Genomic DNA, 15,342 nt, shown 5'->3' on the forward strand with positions numbered 1-15,342 from the left:
AGCCTGGCGGGAGGAGGGCCTGTTAAAGTCCTAAGGCTCTTGTGAGATTAACGCGAAAGCGGTCACAGCGGCGCTGGTATTTTAGGGGTAGTTTTCGCGCTGTCATGACCGAGCTCGCAGCCTCGACGTAAGCGCGGACGCGATCGCTGAGTTCTTGTAGGTGTGTCGGCGGGCTGGATGCCGGCAGCGAGGCGGCGGGGATGCTATCGGACAGAGTCGTCGCCAGTGAACAGCAGCGCTTCGTCGAAGGGTTTGGCCAGAGCCTAAGGTGCTTCGGATCGCCGCGAAATGGTACGGCAATCCGACGAGCAATGACGTCTTCCCGCCAATATTCGAGGATGCGATCTAGGCATGGAGGACATGCGAATTTGCGGGCGTGGGCGTGTTTCAGGCGAGGGATCCAGAAACGCCGGTTGAAGTACACAGCAAACCAGCGAGAAGACCCCCGCCGAGAAGGAGAACGCGGCGAAACCCGAAGATGGCGAGCCCGAGACGGTGCAAGAGTTGTCGCAGCGCTGAAATTAGTCAATCCTAGCCAGAGTGCATAACGGTCCTCCGCCACATCCGCCATGTCCAATGATCCCGTTATCGAACCGGCCTCCCTGAGTGCGCTGCCCGCCTTCCGTCTACTCGACGTGCGCGATCGCGCGGCCTTCTCTTCTGGTCACGCCACCAATGCCGTACGCGTGCCAATCGAGGTCTGGGAGGCGGCGGCGAGATTCGGAGAGACATCTTTCGAGAACATCGCCTATTGGGAGCGCGCCATCGCCGAGCTCGGCATCGACGGCGATTTGCCGGCGGTCGTCTATGACGACGGGCGGATGACCGAGGCCGCGCGGGTCTGGTTCATCCTTCAGTATTTTGGCGCGAAGGCGGTCATTCTCAACGGCGGATGGCCCGCAATCGAAGGGCGTGACGACTCGCTCGTATCCGCTTGGGCAACCCATGGCTCATCAACATTCCAGGCCAAACCTGGCACGGGCCCTGTCGGGCTGGTTGATCGGCTAACCTTGAAGGCTGAGCTCGACAGCGACGTGCGCATCTTCGATGCGCGCACGACGAGCGAATTGGCAGGCGATGACCTGCGTCCCAACGCGCGCGGGGGCCATTTGCCGGGCGCAAGGCTGCTGCCGCATGCGAACTTGCTGGATGGCCCACGCCTGAAGCCGGCGGCGGAACTGCACGATCTTCTGGCGCAGGCGGGCTTTCAGCCCGGCGACCATATCGTCACCCATTGCGACGGCGGCGGTTGCGCCGCTCTTGCAGCCGCAGCCGCCGCTCGAGCCGACTTTGATGACGTTCGCGCCTACTATCTCAGCTTCGCGGATTGGGCGAAGGACGAGAGTTGCGTCATCGTTGGAAATTGAACGAACGAAAAGCACACGGGAGGAATACGTCATGTCTGCCATCAGGGTACGCTACATCGTGATAGGCCGTCGAAGAGATTCCAATCGTGCCGAGGAACGCGTTTGATGAGGATAAGACGGATGATTTTGGCTCACCGTTCTTCGAGTGACGCCACGTCCTTCAAAGATTACCGCTGGGCAGGCTGAAATAGTTCGACGAGATTGCCGGACGGATCGGTGAGCAGGATCTGCGACCCCCCTGGCCCAGTGACGACATCATTGCGGAATCGCACCCCGCTTTCCCGAAGGCGCGCCACTTCCGCTGCCAGGTCATCGACGATCAAATGAATGCGATTCCAGCCACCGGCTTTTGGCTGTTCGCCATCGGGCATCGGCCGTCCTGCCGAACTCATTGGTCCGCTCAGGAGCAATCGCAACGCGCCGCGTCGGACATCGGCGAAAGCTGGGGCCTGCTTGGAGATGAGTGTGAAACCGAGATGTGTGACATACCATTCCACCGCGGTCTCAACGTTATCGACCATATAACGGACGTTGACTGTTTCGTCGGTCATGTTTGCCTCGCAATTCGTGGAGGAAGCGGAAGCAGAATAGCAAAACGAGTTCATTTGGAAACCGGGCAGCGTCGAACTCTCCGAAATCATCAGTCTTCGAAAGCGATCCTTGTCGTACCGACGATTTGGTGGGCATCTCCGCCGTCTCTTGACACGGATCATGGCGGCGCGAAAGGAGGACGACTAGCGTTTCGGCACAGCGAGATGCGATGTCGAATTCGCCGGCCGCTGATCCAATCATAAATACAGCGTTAGTCTCACGAGCTTGGCGAGTGCCATCACCCCCGTCTTCATGGACGTCGTCTTCAGATCGCATCTTGTTTGACCGCATCAAACGATCCCGACCGAAAGCCGGGCGAAGTCTGTACATAGACTTTGAGCAGCTCTATGTTGGCCGCCGGCGGCGAACATTGGGCAAGCGATACGTTGATGGGCTGGGCGATCGGTGTCGCGTTCGCCTTGTGGATCGCTCACGCATTTGCACGACGCAGGCTGGTGTTCGGCTATGGCCTGGACGGAAAACTTTATCCCCACAAAGCCAAGTTTGGCAGGTAACGATGATCGGCCCGACGATTGAGCATTGGACCTCGCCATACGTGAAACGCGTCGCTTCGAACTTAAGTCTGGCCGGTCTCACCGGATTCGGCCTCAACCGCATGCGACGAAGACGTTCAACAAGGTAAGTTCCTTAAATTGGATTACGCCGCAAACGGTGATCTTAGGATTTCGCGAACTTCGCTGACGGCCGACAGGAGTGTGCGCACCTTGACCCCGCCTTTCGCAGGATAATCCTCAGCACCTGCGCCAAAGACGATCCTGTTTTCTATTCCGAGATCGTCGCAGGCCACAAAGAAGCCGCGCTCAGCTTGCGGAGCGCTGGCGCGCTTGACTTCGATCGCCACCTTTGGCTTGCCAGCCTGTTCAATGACAAGGTCGATCTCGGCGCCATCGGCTGTCCTGTAATAGAAAGGAGCCACGTCGGGACCAGCTGCGACGATAAGCGTCTCTAGTACAAAACCCTCCCAACTTGGTCCGACTACGGGGTGACCTAACAATTGATGAAGTGTACCAATTTCCAGGAGGGCATGAACGAGCCCGCTGTCGCGAACATAGATCTTCGGCGACTTCACAAGACGCTTGCCAAGATTGCCGCTCCATGGCTGGAGACGGCGAACCAGCATGAGATCAACAAGGAGATCGATATACCGGCCAATCATAGGCGCAGATACTCCCAACGCGGTCGATATTAAAGTCATCAAATGCAAAAGCATCGGTCTCAAACACCGTCCGTTCTTATGTGTCGGAAGTCCGCTGAACGGCGGTTCGATTCCGTTCAACTGCCTAGACTTCGAGATTCCACGTTGTGCTCCTATCAAGGCGGCCATTTGAAGATCGGCGTTCCACACCCGCGAGAGCGCCTTATCGCGGCGATGCGCGATGTCGAGAAGGAGCCTAGCCGAGCTGGAGCCCGGAAGAGGATTTGACAAACTTTGCCAAGTTCGGCTATTCTTCTCGTCCTATGGAGACTCGAATGGCCACGATGAACGTATCTCTTCCGGGCCCGATGAAAGATTGGGTCGAGGCGCAAGCAAAGACCGGGCGATATTCCAATGCCAGCGACTACGTGCGCGATCTGATCCGCAGGGACCAAGTTCGCAGTGATAAGATTGCCGCCATGCAACGCTTCGTTGATGACGGTCTTAAAAGTGGTGTTGGTAGCCGGTCGAAGGACGAACTCTTTGCCGCGGCAGTCGCGCGTGGAGAAACGACGCACGGCAGCAGGTGATGCGTTTTAGCGTTTCAGTCGAAGCGGAAGAGGATATCATTGCGATCGCCGAACAAAGTGTGGGCATTTTCGGGACCGCACAGGCTAGGCGGTATCATGACGAATTGTTTGCGGTGCTTGATCTCATTGCAGCTAATCCGCGAACGGCGCGCGAGCGAGAAGAGATTTCGCCGCCAGTTAGAATCCATCCGTTCAAAGCCCATCTCATTGTCTACCGGATCGAGGAGAACGGAGCAATTTTCGTGATCCGGATACGGCATGGACATGAAGACTGGGCGAGCGATCCCGTTTAAGCACTCGCCGAGTGAATGAACAAGCACAGTTGCATGATGGGCGTTAAGGCGGGGAGTGTGACGCGTGTCCACATCATCTGGCATTCCCTAAATCGCTATTATCCCATGCTTTTATTTGCGGGATCTGCTGTTCGATTCCCATATGTGGACGGCCCCCGACTCGCAAGATATTTCGAGATAATTTGATCTGATCGCTTGCGTCGAGGGCGCCGTTGTTCCGCCCGCCGACTTAATCACCGCCGGGCCGCACATCATGCGGTCGCGTTCACGAGATGGTCTGATACCGTCGAAGAGCTCCTTGCTTGATCTTGCGATCTTGAGCGGGGGACGGACCCGCTGCCAGCCATGAGATGAAAATCACGGGGGTGCAGGTTCCAATCCGTCCTAGAGTTTAGATGGGCCGAATGCTGCCGAATCGCCCATTGTGTAACGACAATGACTTTACGAATCTTGTAAAGATATTGTCGTTACGCTATAATGGGTGCAAACAGGAGTTTCGCCATGCCGACCTCACACACGAGCAAAAGCTCGGACGCAAGTGTACCGCTGAATATGCGCATCAAGCCTGCGACACGCAACTTGATCGATCGCGCCGCTGAATTGCTCGGTAAGACGCGGACGGATTTCATGTTGGAGGCTTCCGAGCGCCGAGCCGAGGAGGTGCTTCTCGACCGCACTATCTTCACGGTAAGCGCGGAAATCTATGCTGAATACCTTGCCCGGCTCGACGCACCCGTGCAGCCCAATGAGCGTTTAGCACGCACCATGTCGACCAAAGCGCCGTGGGATGAGGCGTGAGCCTCAGCGCACCGGCACCGCTCGCCGACCATCATGAACTGTCCGAGTTCAATTGCGGCGTCGTTGAACTGGACGACTGGCTGCGACGTCGCGCCCGTTCTAATCAAACAAGCGGCGCATCGCGGACCTTCGTCGTGTGCGAGGAGAGCCGTGTCATCGCCTATTACGCACTCGCTTCCGGCGCCGTCAAACAGCCGGAAGCGCCTGGCCGATTTCGGCGCAATATGCCTGAACCAATTCCGGTCGCGGTGCTTGGTCGCCTCGCCATTGATCAATCCTACCACGGGCGCGGTATCGGCCGGGCATTGGTGCGCGACGCGGGCCTGCGCCTGCTCAATGCCGCTGAAGTACTTGGCATTCGAGGTATGCTTGTTCATGCGATTTCAGAAGACGCACGAGCCTTCTACGAGGCAGTCGGCTTCTTGTCATCTCCTTCCGACCCAATGATGCTGATGGTCGGATTGCAGGACATCAGTAACGCTCTGAACCCTTAGGCGAAACTCATCAAAATTTTGGTTGAATGCCCTCCAACTCGCTTCTAACTCGCTGAGTTTTTAGCAGAGGGGCCGATATCAAGTAGGAATACGCGCCGAACCAGCAGAACGTTTCCGGCAGCATCACTGGGGCTAGGATGCGGACGTGGTCCCGGCCAAGCGGCAGAACGCCTTGTCGAACGATCACAGCCTGTAAGCCGCAGTGCCAGCACTTTTAACGAAACCAGCGTTCAAACGCATATCACGACTGTTTCGGCGGGTGGCCGCCAGCAGGAGTCGCGCCTTAACAAGCAGGGGCGGGACCAAAAAAAGCTGGATTCCCCGTCCTTCTATATGGAACTGGCCGTCATCGCGGCGCTGAGCAACACGAGCTACCAGACAAGTTTGATAAGGAAACCGCTATGATCCAACATTACGGCCGAGTCATCGACCACGTTCATCTGCGCGTCCGCGACCTCTCGGCGAGCAGGACATTCTATCGGGCGATTTGCGACGCGCTCTGTCTGCAGGATGCGTGGCGCGAGGATGACGATCACTTTTCGATTGACGAAATCTACGTCGATGCAGCCAGCGACTACGTGTCGAAGGTGCACCTTGCATTCCAGGCCAGAAGCCATGAAGAAGTCGATGCCTTTCACGCCGCGGCAGTCGCAGCCGGAGGCACATCGAATGGCGGACCGGGTTTCAGGCCGTATCATGATCGGTACTATGCGGCTTTCGTCTTCGATCCTGATGGCAACAACATCGAAGCCGTCTGCGACGGTCCGACAAAGAGGAGCGCGGCCTCGGTGATTTCGCAGCGGATCTGAATCCGGGCATTGCTTAAGCGTCATCGCCGCCAGCAGTGCGATCAACTGTCAAGAAAGATCGCCAGCTCGCGGGCCACAGCGTCGGGATCTTCGCGCTGCGGAAAATGGCCGACGTTCTGAAGCGCAATACGCTCGAACGGCCCTGAGAATTTCTCATGAAGGGCTTCGGAAATCGCCGGAGGATTGACGCCGTCTTCCAGACCCTGGAAGTAAATTGTCGGAAGTGACAGCGATTTCGTCTGCTTGATACGATCTTCAAGCCACATGCTTGACGGATCGGGGTCGGCTTCGCCCCAGCGAACCCGGTAGCTGTGCAGCGTGACCGCCACCCAGTCAGGATTGTCGAACGATTTCGACACGCCATCAAAGGTCGTCTCGTCGAACCAACCGTCCGGGCTCCAGTTCTCCCACTGGATCCTCGCAAAACCATGGGGATCCTTGGCGATCGCTTCAGCACCACGTCCAGTGGCCATGAACCAGTGATACCAGTATCGTTGAGCCTGCCGGAATGTCGGCGTCTTCAACCCTCCCATCCGGGGCAGTGAAGACAGAAGCGCCATTTTCCTCACGCGCTGTGGCCAGCCGATCGCCAGACCCTCGGCGATGTTCGATCCCCAGTCGTGCCCGGCGACTGAAAAAGTATCGATCCCAAGACCATCCATCAGAGCGATCGCGTCCATGGCCAGGATGGCGCCGTTGGCCGTGCGGAGTACCTTGTCGTTAAGAAAGACACTGCTGCCGAAGCCTCGAAGGTAAGGTGCAATCAGCCGAAGATTGCGATCAGCAAGCCGCGACGACACTGCCTCCCATGTGGATGCATCGTCCGGCCAGCCATGCAGGAGCAGAACCGGCCGGCCGCGTTTTGCTCCGGACTCAATGAAATTGATACGCAAAGTGTCGGTATCCACATGTGGCATGGCAGCTTTCCTCGTTGCTCGTCACAACCGAAACATAGGCTTGGTTCCAGTTGATCCAATGCCCTCTGGGACCGAAGAGAGCATGGGCCGCCATGTCGCCGTCGCTTAGGAACAACCTTGGACGCCGTACCTTTAATCAGCGAAAGGTTCAGCAGCGAAAGCGTGGCCTCTCGCCCCCTGATGCCGCAATCGGGCAGCCCCACACTTTTTGTTTCTTGTTTCAATCAGCCGCCACGTAGATTTCAAATGGTCAGAGCTTTACTTTCAATCGGTCATTGCCGTAGTTTCAAAAGGTCACCAAAGGAGTGAGCTGGGCGCTGTAAGAAGGTTCACGACGCGCTTCTCGTTATCGCATCGACCCTTCCCAATTTCGACAGGGCGTTCGGTACGAAGGCAGAGGTCGACCCGATCCGCCATTTGCTGGGCGCTGCCTACGCGTGGGGCGGAAACCCCGATAAAGACGCCAGATATCTCAACATTACTGCAGAAAAGAACGACGGCACGACCATCTACAAAATCAAGGTCAAGGACGTGCCTGTCGACGGATTATGGTCCACCATCGACACGGCGTCGGCCCCTTTTTTGCGGATTGCGGCCAGACCTCGTAGTCAAGGTGTGAGCGTGACCAGCGCTTACGCTGAACAGGCAGGTGCGCAACGATTTCGTGAAAATCCCTCCGAGAGCCGGTAGGATTTCAAATGGTGATCCATACGGCGATGCCCGACTAGCGGACGTGTGATCGCCATTCACCCGATTTCTGGGTCTTCGCCGCCGTTGCGCGAGATCGAGATTTCCGCTCGTCGTCCGGCAGAACCTTGAACCCAGCATCTCTGGCGACGTTCACGAAGGCGACCCTTGCCTTTGAGGCGTCCTGCTCGCCCTGCAACGCCCGAAAGCAGGTTGCGAGTGCGTGCTGCCAGCCAGTGTCGTTTGGCTTCTTCCACCACTCGTTCGCCATCAGGATTCCCATGATGTCTTCTACGGTACTCGCGATCCTGGGGCGATCCGAACCCGGCAGAAAAACGGCGATCTCTCTGATCGGCATCGATGCGATGTCATCCATCACGGTACCTCCCTAGCCAGCCTTAGTCTTCAGATCTGTTTCGATCGATTTCCGCAGGGCATCCATGATGTTGATGACGTTCGAGGCGGGAGCTCCGGCCTCCGTCTTCTTGCCCTTGGCAGTCTTCCTCGATTTGAGGAGCTTCTTCTTCTCTTCAATGAGTTTCAGTAGGCTTTCCTGTATGGGGTCGCTGACCATGTCCGGCGACCAGCGGGCTGACTTTCGTTTGATAAGTTGTTGGATCAGCGGAACGAGATCCGGGTCGGCCTTCTCGTCGATGTCTTCGAAGTAATTTTCTTCAGGACGAACCTCGTCGCCGAACCGCAAGCTCCACAGAACGATGCCTTCATCGCGGGGTTCGAGGATAACGGCGCGTTCCCTTCGACCCATGACGAGTTTCGAGACACCCAGGACCTTTTCGGCCTTCATCGCGTCTCGGATGACCGCGAAGGCTTCATTTCCGACCGGGTCGTCCGGCATCAGATAGTGTGCCTTCTCCAGATAGATCCATTCGATACTGTCCGCGGGAACAAATCTCTCGATGTCGATTGTCTTCACCGTCTCGAGTGCCACCGCGTCGAGATCGTCGTCGGTCAAGATGACATAGTCGTCCTCGCCTCGGGCATACCCCTTTGCTTCGTTGTTCTCCTTCACCGGCTTGCCGGTCACCGAGTCGATGTATTGGGAAACCACCCGGTTTCCAGTGTCTTTGTTCAGGGTGTGGAAACGGACCTTCTCGGATTCCGAGGTCGCCGGGGTCATCGCCACCGGGCACGTGACCAGCGAAAGCTTCAGGTAGCCTTTCCAATAGTATTTCGGAGCCATGACCTATCTCCTCAGCCAGCCTTGCGTTGCGCGACTGATCTCGAAGAAGCCGTCTTCGAAGCCGTCCCACGGGCGGGAGGCTGCCGCCCCTTGCTAGCATTGGCATTGGCGGCTGTGCGTTTCGGTTTTTCCGCCGCAGCTTTCATCATCCCGGCGCTTTGGCGAAGAGCGGCCAACAGGTCGTTAGGCTTGGAGACGTCGACTTTCTTCGGCTTCGGCAGTGGGCGGCCCTCTATCTTTGCCTTCACGAGATCGGCAAGGGCAGCTTCGTAGCGGTCTGCGAATGTGGCGGGATCGAACTCGCCCTTCTTGGTGCTGATGATGTGCTTGGCGAGATCCATCATCTCGCTCTGGATCTTGATCTTCGGCATCCCTTCGAACGCCTTTTTGGAAGACCGAACCTCGTAGTCGTATTGCAGCGTGGTCGCGATCAGGCCTTTCCCATGAGGGTGTATGAGTACGGTGCGCATCCGACGGAAGAGGACTGCGCGCGCGATGGCTGCCACCTTCGACTTCGTCATGCCATCGCGTAGGGCGGCGAAAGCGTCGCCAGTCATTTTGTCAGGTGTGAGATAGTAGGGCTTATCGAAATAAACGTCATCCACATCTGAGATCGGAATGAACGCATGGATGTCGAGCGTCTTGTTGCTGTCGGGGATTGTTGCGGCAACTTCTTCCGGATCAACGATGATGTATTGACCATTGTCGATCTCGAAGCCTTTGGTCTGCTTCTCCTTCGGGACGGGATCCTCAGTCTCGCTGTCGATGAAGACTCGATTGACCCTGTTGCCAGACGCCTTGTTGATCGTGTTGAAGGTTATGCGCTCGCTGGTCGAAGCGGCAGTGTAGAGAGCGACTCCGCAGCTCACCTCGCCGAACTTCAGGAAGCCCTTCCACTGTGCTCGCATACCACTTGCCATGACACTTCCCCCCGAATCACTCAGTCGCGACTCAAAGACGTGCGAAGGCGATTCGTTCCGACTCGAAACGAATCATTTTTCAAGGAGTTATCGAATCTTCTTCAAGCGGCGATTAGTTTCGTCGGTCGGTTGCATTTATGCGGTTCATTAAGGGCGGTGGTAGCAAAAAACAGCGGACCGTTCGCTACGAGAGCCAGCACCTCCGATTTCCGGGGAACCACCGGAATCCCTATGAGTTTCTTCTGCGGTTTACAAACGCAAAGGAGAAACTCAATGGCACAGACATCGCGCGGACGCGCTCAGGATCGTGCGAAGGTCGCAGCAGGACAGGATCATGAGGTAAAGTACGAAGCCAAGAAGGAAAGTGTGTCGAAAGAGACCGTCAAGAAAGCGGTCAAGAGCGCCGGAAACTCGCGGAAGAAAGTTGAAGCGGAGATCGGCCGCCACTAACGAGGCGAGGTAACTGATGTCCAAGCCAGCACAAGATGGCCGCTCAATGATGTCGACCGCGGTGAAGGAATGGTATGTGTATTACAACGTGGGCTGGGACGATCAGGCCTCATCGTTCTTATGCGATGCCGCAATTGAACTTTACAACGAGGGCTGTCGGTCCGCCGAGGATATGGCCGCCATCCTCATCAGAACGTATGTCGGACTTGCGGCGACCCGCGTAAACGCACCGTCCTCGAATTCAGTGCACTGATCAGGGCGGAACTGGGCGAACCCGTTGCATGTTGTCCGACCGCGCATCTCCAGGGCCACGAATTCAAGAACGATCACAACATGGTCCGGAACTTCGACGCCCTCCCGAAGTTCTGTTTGCGGCCACGGAGGACGTCATGGACTACGAAGAAATCAGACGGCGTGCATATGAGAAGTGGGAAGCTGAAGGTCGTCCGGAAGGCGAGCACGATCGCCACTGGACCGAAGCCGAGAAGGAAGTTGCCGGCGGCGAGCTCCCGCAGACGTCGTCGCCCGCTCACCACAGCGGAGTAAACGTCCCGGAAGGCAATGCCCAGACGACGTCTGATGCGGTTCCCTCCGACAGCGGCCGACCGGGAAGCTTCAAGCCCGGCGAACTCGCTTCCGAGAACAAGTAGATACAAGCGGCCTCCTACCTCCTGGACGGATTCGCCGATAGCTATGATCTGCCACGGCTCGTCGTCCCGAGGATCGGCCCAGCGTGTCCGAACATATGCTCTTACAGCATTGCCAACTCACCGCAGAAGCTCGGACTTCGACCCCGATCGGCCCTTGGCACGGTCAAGGAGACGCCTGACCATTACAGTGGAATGCGCGTTTACGGACGATTGACGACACCTCTGCATATACCGCTGCGAACGACATGGCAGCACGGACGCGGCTGTGGGTGGCGGCGCGAGAGGCGGGACCTTTGGCTGACTGGTACCACCTCCCCATTATCGGGCGTTGACGAATGCTCGCCGGGATTTTGCGAAGGTAGTCTGCAGTCTTCAATCCGAGTCAGATCGCAGACGATGGAGCTTTGTTTCCCTGCCGGAGAATGTGGCCACCAACCTTCTTGCCGGATCCTCGCCATCCTCGTCCAACTCACCTCGGGCGTAACGTCAACTTCTTCGTCCGGAGCGATCTTTATCCCTGCGGAGTTTAATAATGTCACGGGCAGGAAGCGCCGTGTTGTGTTGCAAAGACCGCACCGGACGACGAGGAGGTCCCCGACTGCGCTCGCGTCTGTCAAAGACCAACGCGAGAGCTTCTTCGCCTTGTTCATTTCTGCCAGGGTAGCCTCGCCGTTGGTGTTGAGGCGGGGCGAGATGTCAGGCCAGATATCCTCTTTCCCTCACGCGGTCGTACAGGACTTTGAAGGCGAGATCGATGTCTTGCTCGAAGGCAAACCACATTGGCTCCTCCGCGCTTACTTCGCTGACGCTGTAGACTCCGCAGGCTCGATCGCGAGCCTCGCCAGAAGCAACCACCAAGGTTCCCATGGGGGCGCAGGTTTCCATATCGAAGGCATGGGATAGGTGTAATTCGAACTGGCCCATTTCCAAGCCAGTTCCGATGGCCATGGATATTGCGGCGCGAACCGCAGGGGAAAGCTCGTGAATGCTCACCGGGATAGGCGGCGTCCAATAGGTACCAACGGGGTTCCTCTCAAAGTCGTCTTCTTGGCGCAGTTCATCGATCGGCAAATTGATCATAGCCGTCATCCTTTGGTTCTGATGGTGAAGCCTCAGAAGAGGCGCTAAGGGCCGCGCAGCTTGGTGTAAAACAAGGAGGTAGCCGCGCGACCCGTTCTATCCCTTGGGATGTTCTTATTATGTTCTTGATTCCGGCAGAGTCAAGGACAGAGATTCGGAAGTTCTAAAATGCTATCGCTCCGACAGTCGCAACGAGTCTGCATCCTTCTGGATGAATGAAGCAGTTTCGCCTGCGTCATCTGTGATCACCTGCTCGCCCTTCTTATAAGATCGAGCGCGGCAGCGAGATGCCGGGGGTCGTACATACCCTGGTCAAAGGCGGAGCCGATGGCGGGCCAGGACGGAGTAGATGTGACAGCCGTCTTTGTAGGGCTCGCTCTCGTTGATCAATCAGCTGAGCGTAACAAACGTGCGTTCGTTCCGGCTTTAGCTGCCAAATCGGGTCGGTGAGTGGTGAGTACAAGGACCGCGATTGAAAATGATGTGTGCAACGGATCGGGGCAGCGCGCGGATGCCCCGGTTTGCCAAGAAGATTTTGACGATTGTCCGCGAACGAGGATTTCTACCGGTCATGTGTCACGCCTCTTGGTGCGGCCTGGTTAGCCACGGACCGGGATGCAGTTCGAAGAACCGCAACCACATCGGCTCATAGAGCTTTGTCCTCGCGCGCGGGGCTGGCTTACTGTCCACTGCCGCCTGAAACCGGGCAATACCGGTCTGATAAGATGAGCGAGGTCAGGCAAAACGCACCGGCGCAGAAATGACACGCGCTGCCTGACTGCGAACATGACCGATCGCACGCTTGCCGGCGATCGAAAGTGCAGCATTCTGGATATTCTGACCATTGGCAACGCCCCTTACGAAAGAAAGGGCATCGGCTGCATAGGGCGACGGCGGCAAAGCCCTGCCGGCAGCAGCAAAAGCCGCATCCTGCAGCCGCTTGCCCTGAGCAAGCGCCAAGGCTCCGTCGAACGCCGCTTTGGCAGCCGGCCCGCCAGGAAGGCGTTCCCGCGCCGCAGCCAATAATGACTGGGAGACGTTCTTGCCACTGGCAAGGTTAAGCGCGACGTCGAAACCGGCCTGCGCGATCGCTCCCCCAGGAACAGCGCTTCGCGCTGCAGATAACAACGCCTGCGTTATAGGCCTGCCGGCTGCAAGTGCATTGGCGGCACCGAGAGCGGCTGCGACGCCGGTGCCGATACCCGGCACGAAGGGGGCAACCATCTCGGCCAGTCGTAGCTGATCGCGTGCCGCATCAATCTGACCTTTTACCGCGCCCTTCAGGGCACGATCGATGCGCTCCCCCTTCGCCACCCTCAAACCGGCATCAACCGCGATGGCCATTGGTCCGGCTGTGAGCCGGACCGCATTGGCTCCCATGCGAGCGACATCACCGACCACCGGGATACGGCTGACGGTCCTGGCCGCTCCGCCGACGACATTCGATACCTTCTTCACAACTTTGCCGACGCTACGTACGACCCCGCCGAGAAAATACTCCATCTGCGGATCGTAATCGAAGGGGTCGAACGAAATCATATTTTCGTCTGCCCATTCCCCTTCGGATTCCAGGGTTACCGCAAGCGCCGGTGTGTAGAGTTCAGCCGCGGCCGCGAGCGCGCCCAGCGCTTCACGCCGGCCGCCATATCCGCCGAATTCCATCACCGCATGCCGGGCGGCTTCGCCAGCAAGGCGTGCGAAACGCCGGCTCTCGGCCAAGGCGCGGCGACGCCGGTCCGTTTCTCCATACTCCATATCGGTGTCGCTGCCGAGGGCGCCACTGAGCAGTCGGTGGCTGGCAACGTTCTTAAGAAGGCCCCCGAGCGCGGCGCCGAGCTGCGGACTGAGCGTCCCTCCAGATTTCGCCGCAGCGTGAGAAAGTGCGGCTCCGAGCAAATGATCAAAGGACTTTTCCGATCGGCTGCGTGAAAGGCGAATACCGAATTCGTATGCTTCGGCTTCACTCAGTGCTTCGTCGAATACCGGAATGGGAGAATAGCGCACGGCGGGGCTCCCGTAGGACTGCTCAATTGCTGCAATCGTCATCTCCGTTTCTCCGTGGTGATCGGCTGCGCCGCCGCAATCTCCTCCTGCAAGCGCAGTGCCAAGCCGAGATTGTCAGGCAGATCGCTGTAGGTGGGGCAGCTGAAAGCGAGCGCAGGCGCAATCTCTGAGCGTGAATCTTGAGTAAAACCAGGCGCTTGGTCGGGCGCCTTGCCTGAAAGACGTGATGGTTTCGTCAGCGCCCAAGCATTGGCTGGCGTCCAAGTCCAAGGCGAAAACAGTTTCGCCGGATTCCATCGATCCTTGACCGGCGGCGAAACCAGTTTCGCTACCAAAAAGCTTGGCGGCTAATAAAATCAACGGCTTAGATCTGGCACGGAAGTTGCGATGCTCTTTTTGTCACCGCAGGCCTCGCGCCGGCGAAACGAGTTTCAAAACTGGAGAGCATGACGATGAACGGTTTCGAGAAGGAAGCACTCGCAAGAGATGCGTTCGAGTTGAGCCCGCAGAACGAAGCTTTCGAGAGCGAGTTCGAATGGGGCGGCGAGGCTGAGGCCGAATGGGGACATGAGGCCGAAGCGGAATGGGGAGGCGAGGCCGAGGCCGAATGGGAGGCAGAAGGAGAGGGCGAAGCCGAATGGGGCGGTGAATATGAGTGGGAAGCCGAATCCGAGGCGCTCGGCGAAGCCGAGGTCATGGAACTCGCCGGCGAACTCCTCGAAGTCTCAAGCGAAGCCGAACTCGACCTATTCCTCGGCAATCTCATAAAAAGTGCCGCCCATGCCATCGGCCAAGGGGTAAAATCGCCGCTTGGTCACGCGATCGGAGGCTTTCTCAAAAGCGCTGCGAAGAAGGCCGTTCCGCTTGCCGGCGGAGCGCTCGGCGGTCTTGTTGGCGGCCCACTTGGCGCACAGATCGGCAGCGGGCTTGCGTCTGCGGCCGGCAATGCGCTTGGCCTGGAAGCGGAGATGGAAGCCGAGGATCGTGAATTCGAAGGCGCCAAGAATTTCGTGCGTATGGCTGGAGATGCCGTCAACAAGGTTCTGACATCATCCTCAAGTGGCGATCCCGCAGCTGTCGCCCGGGCCGCCGTCATGGAAGCTGCGGCGAAGTTTGCGCCAGGGCTGCTGCAGGGCGCCGGCCGACACGGCCATCATCGTCCCCAAAGCGGCCGTTGGCATCGCCAGGGCCACAACATCGTCATCGTCGGCATCTGAAGCCGGAAAACGTTTCAATAGGAGGCTGCGATGCCCACACCGCTCACGCCCGGCGACAGCCATTTTCGTGCCCGCCGCAGCGCAAGGCTGTCGGCTGGCCGGCCTGCACTTTGCAAGG

20 protein-coding genes are annotated in these 15,342 nt (G+C 57.9%); 12 read left to right on the forward strand and 8 right to left on the reverse strand.

The features are described 5' to 3' along the window. The first annotated feature begins 268 nt into the window (after nt 1-268). Nucleotides 269-349, forward strand: a complete 81-nt coding sequence (locus FHX15_RS25550; protein ID WP_409527035.1) for a hypothetical protein — start codon at nt 269-271, stop codon at nt 347-349. Nucleotides 350-569: 220 nt separating this feature from the next. Further along, complete coding sequence (locus FHX15_RS25555) at nt 570-1,367, forward strand: sulfurtransferase (protein WP_184401166.1); 798 nt, start codon at nt 570-572, stop codon at nt 1,365-1,367. 167 nt (nt 1,368-1,534) lie between these two features. Here FHX15_RS25555 and FHX15_RS25560 read toward each other — a convergent pair whose 3' ends face one another. Both FHX15_RS25560 and FHX15_RS25565 read right to left on the reverse strand, forming a co-directional pair. Next, complete coding sequence (locus FHX15_RS25560) at nt 1,535-1,918, reverse strand: VOC family protein (protein WP_184401167.1); 384 nt, start codon at nt 1,916-1,918, stop codon at nt 1,535-1,537. Nucleotides 1,919-2,616: 698 nt separating this feature from the next. Next, a complete protein-coding gene (locus tag FHX15_RS25565; protein WP_246779079.1) occupies nt 2,617-3,255 on the reverse strand; it encodes a DUF4143 domain-containing protein in 639 nt (212 codons plus the stop codon). Nucleotides 3,256-3,449: 194 nt separating this feature from the next. Here FHX15_RS25565 and FHX15_RS25570 point away from each other — a divergent pair, with 194 nt between their 5' ends. From FHX15_RS25570 to FHX15_RS25590, 5 genes are all read left to right on the forward strand, one after another. Continuing rightward, nucleotides 3,450-3,704: a type II toxin-antitoxin system ParD family antitoxin gene (locus tag FHX15_RS25570; RefSeq protein ID WP_184401168.1), complete on the forward strand. Its 255-nt coding sequence runs from the start codon at nt 3,450-3,452 to the stop codon at nt 3,702-3,704. Then, entirely contained in the window at nt 3,704-3,997 is a 294-nt protein-coding gene (locus FHX15_RS25575; protein WP_184401169.1) for a type II toxin-antitoxin system RelE/ParE family toxin, read from the forward strand. Before FHX15_RS25570 ends, FHX15_RS25575 begins: the two co-directional genes overlap by 1 nt. Before the next feature lie 501 nt (nt 3,998-4,498). Beyond that, nucleotides 4,499-4,795 carry a DUF1778 domain-containing protein gene (locus FHX15_RS25580; protein WP_184401170.1) on the forward strand — a complete coding sequence of 99 codons (297 nt, stop codon included), beginning with the start codon at nt 4,499-4,501 and terminating at the stop codon, nt 4,793-4,795. Continuing rightward, a complete protein-coding gene (locus tag FHX15_RS25585) occupies nt 4,792-5,289 on the forward strand; it encodes a GNAT family N-acetyltransferase (RefSeq protein ID WP_184401171.1) in 498 nt (165 codons plus the stop codon). Before FHX15_RS25580 ends, FHX15_RS25585 begins: the two co-directional genes overlap by 4 nt. Before the next feature lie 401 nt (nt 5,290-5,690). After that, nucleotides 5,691-6,098: a VOC family protein gene (locus FHX15_RS25590; RefSeq protein ID WP_184401172.1), complete on the forward strand. Its 408-nt coding sequence runs from the start codon at nt 5,691-5,693 to the stop codon at nt 6,096-6,098. A gap of 41 nt (nt 6,099-6,139) precedes the next feature. Here the strand turns inward: FHX15_RS25590 and FHX15_RS25595 are convergent, their stop codons facing one another. Then, nucleotides 6,140-7,015 carry an alpha/beta fold hydrolase gene (locus FHX15_RS25595; RefSeq protein ID WP_184401173.1) on the reverse strand — a complete coding sequence of 292 codons (876 nt, stop codon included), beginning with the start codon at nt 7,013-7,015 and terminating at the stop codon, nt 6,140-6,142. Nucleotides 7,016-7,432: 417 nt separating this feature from the next. Here FHX15_RS25595 and FHX15_RS31595 point away from each other — a divergent pair, with 417 nt between their 5' ends. Then, the gene (locus FHX15_RS31595) at nt 7,433-7,705 is read left to right on the forward strand and encodes a hypothetical protein (RefSeq protein ID WP_210290851.1); all 273 of its coding nucleotides are present in this window, start codon (nt 7,433-7,435) and stop codon (nt 7,703-7,705) included. Nucleotides 7,706-7,739: 34 nt separating this feature from the next. On the opposite strand, the gene FHX15_RS25605 is transcribed toward FHX15_RS31595, so the two are convergent. From FHX15_RS25605 to FHX15_RS25615, 3 genes are read right to left on the reverse strand one after another with little or no spacing between them, the layout of a single operon-like run. Next, nucleotides 7,740-8,078 (reverse strand): DUF982 domain-containing protein, encoded by a 339-nt coding sequence (locus tag FHX15_RS25605; protein WP_184401174.1) that lies wholly within the window; start codon nt 8,076-8,078, stop codon nt 7,740-7,742. Nucleotides 8,079-8,090: 12 nt separating this feature from the next. Continuing rightward, a complete protein-coding gene (locus FHX15_RS25610; RefSeq protein WP_184401175.1) occupies nt 8,091-8,903 on the reverse strand; it encodes a Ku protein in 813 nt (270 codons plus the stop codon). An 11-nt stretch (nt 8,904-8,914) separates the two neighbouring features. Next, entirely contained in the window at nt 8,915-9,823 is a 909-nt protein-coding gene (locus FHX15_RS25615) for a Ku protein (RefSeq protein ID WP_184401176.1), read from the reverse strand. Nucleotides 9,824-10,096: 273 nt separating this feature from the next. Between FHX15_RS25615 and FHX15_RS25620 the strand changes: the two genes are divergently transcribed. The 3 genes from FHX15_RS25620 to FHX15_RS25630 all read left to right on the forward strand — a co-directional run bounded on the left by FHX15_RS25620 (nt 10,097) and on the right by FHX15_RS25630 (nt 10,923). Further along, the gene (locus FHX15_RS25620; protein ID WP_184401177.1) at nt 10,097-10,273 is read left to right on the forward strand and encodes a DUF3606 domain-containing protein; all 177 of its coding nucleotides are present in this window, start codon (nt 10,097-10,099) and stop codon (nt 10,271-10,273) included. 16 nt (nt 10,274-10,289) lie between these two features. Beyond that, entirely contained in the window at nt 10,290-10,526 is a 237-nt protein-coding gene (locus FHX15_RS25625) for a hypothetical protein (RefSeq protein ID WP_184401178.1), read from the forward strand. 136 nt (nt 10,527-10,662) lie between these two features. Beyond that, nucleotides 10,663-10,923, forward strand: coding sequence for a DUF2934 domain-containing protein (locus tag FHX15_RS25630; RefSeq protein ID WP_184401179.1), 261 nt, complete (start codon nt 10,663-10,665; stop codon nt 10,921-10,923). Between the two features lie 696 nt (nt 10,924-11,619). On the opposite strand, the gene FHX15_RS25635 is transcribed toward FHX15_RS25630, so the two are convergent. Together FHX15_RS25635 and FHX15_RS25640 are read right to left on the reverse strand one after the other, a co-directional pair. Then, nucleotides 11,620-12,003, reverse strand: coding sequence for a hypothetical protein (locus FHX15_RS25635; RefSeq protein ID WP_184401180.1), 384 nt, complete (start codon nt 12,001-12,003; stop codon nt 11,620-11,622). 735 nt (nt 12,004-12,738) lie between these two features. Next, nucleotides 12,739-14,049, reverse strand: coding sequence for a hypothetical protein (locus FHX15_RS25640; RefSeq protein WP_184401181.1), 1,311 nt, complete (start codon nt 14,047-14,049; stop codon nt 12,739-12,741). A 410-nt stretch (nt 14,050-14,459) separates the two neighbouring features. On the opposite strand from FHX15_RS25640, the gene FHX15_RS25645 reads away from it, so the two are divergent. Next, nucleotides 14,460-15,224, forward strand: a complete 765-nt coding sequence (locus FHX15_RS25645) for a hypothetical protein (RefSeq protein ID WP_184401182.1) — start codon at nt 14,460-14,462, stop codon at nt 15,222-15,224. Nucleotides 15,225-15,342 lie beyond the last annotated feature (118 nt).

Origin of the sequence: Rhizobium sp. BK650, from assembly GCF_014195325.1 — a bacterium.
In the GTDB taxonomy this organism is placed as follows: domain Bacteria; phylum Pseudomonadota; class Alphaproteobacteria; order Rhizobiales; family Rhizobiaceae; genus Rhizobium.

Excerpts from the sequence above, each read along its gene's own strand:
- FHX15_RS25555 (WP_184401166.1), top strand. The coding sequence starts at position 570 with ATGTCCAATGATCCCGTTATCGAACCGGCCTCCCTGAGTGCGCTGCCC.
- FHX15_RS25560 (WP_184401167.1), bottom strand. The coding sequence starts at position 1,918 with ATGACCGACGAAACAGTCAACGTCCGTTATATGGTCGATAACGTTGAG.
- FHX15_RS25570 (WP_184401168.1), top strand. The coding sequence starts at position 3,450 with ATGGCCACGATGAACGTATCTCTTCCGGGCCCGATGAAAGATTGGGTC.
- FHX15_RS25575 (WP_184401169.1), top strand. The coding sequence starts at position 3,704 with ATGCGTTTTAGCGTTTCAGTCGAAGCGGAAGAGGATATCATTGCGATC.
- FHX15_RS25580 (WP_184401170.1), top strand. The coding sequence starts at position 4,499 with ATGCCGACCTCACACACGAGCAAAAGCTCGGACGCAAGTGTACCGCTG.
- FHX15_RS25590 (WP_184401172.1), top strand. The coding sequence starts at position 5,691 with ATGATCCAACATTACGGCCGAGTCATCGACCACGTTCATCTGCGCGTC.
- FHX15_RS25595 (WP_184401173.1), bottom strand. The coding sequence starts at position 7,015 with ATGCCACATGTGGATACCGACACTTTGCGTATCAATTTCATTGAGTCC.
- FHX15_RS25605 (WP_184401174.1), bottom strand. The coding sequence starts at position 8,078 with ATGGATGACATCGCATCGATGCCGATCAGAGAGATCGCCGTTTTTCTG.
- FHX15_RS25610 (WP_184401175.1), bottom strand. The coding sequence starts at position 8,903 with ATGGCTCCGAAATACTATTGGAAAGGCTACCTGAAGCTTTCGCTGGTC.
- FHX15_RS25615 (WP_184401176.1), bottom strand. The coding sequence starts at position 9,823 with ATGGCAAGTGGTATGCGAGCACAGTGGAAGGGCTTCCTGAAGTTCGGC.
- FHX15_RS25620 (WP_184401177.1), top strand. The coding sequence starts at position 10,097 with ATGGCACAGACATCGCGCGGACGCGCTCAGGATCGTGCGAAGGTCGCA.
- FHX15_RS25625 (WP_184401178.1), top strand. The coding sequence starts at position 10,290 with ATGTCCAAGCCAGCACAAGATGGCCGCTCAATGATGTCGACCGCGGTG.
- FHX15_RS25630 (WP_184401179.1), top strand. The coding sequence starts at position 10,663 with ATGGACTACGAAGAAATCAGACGGCGTGCATATGAGAAGTGGGAAGCT.
- FHX15_RS25635 (WP_184401180.1), bottom strand. The coding sequence starts at position 12,003 with ATGATCAATTTGCCGATCGATGAACTGCGCCAAGAAGACGACTTTGAG.
- FHX15_RS25640 (WP_184401181.1), bottom strand. The coding sequence starts at position 14,049 with ATGACGATTGCAGCAATTGAGCAGTCCTACGGGAGCCCCGCCGTGCGC.
- FHX15_RS25645 (WP_184401182.1), top strand. The coding sequence starts at position 14,460 with ATGAACGGTTTCGAGAAGGAAGCACTCGCAAGAGATGCGTTCGAGTTG.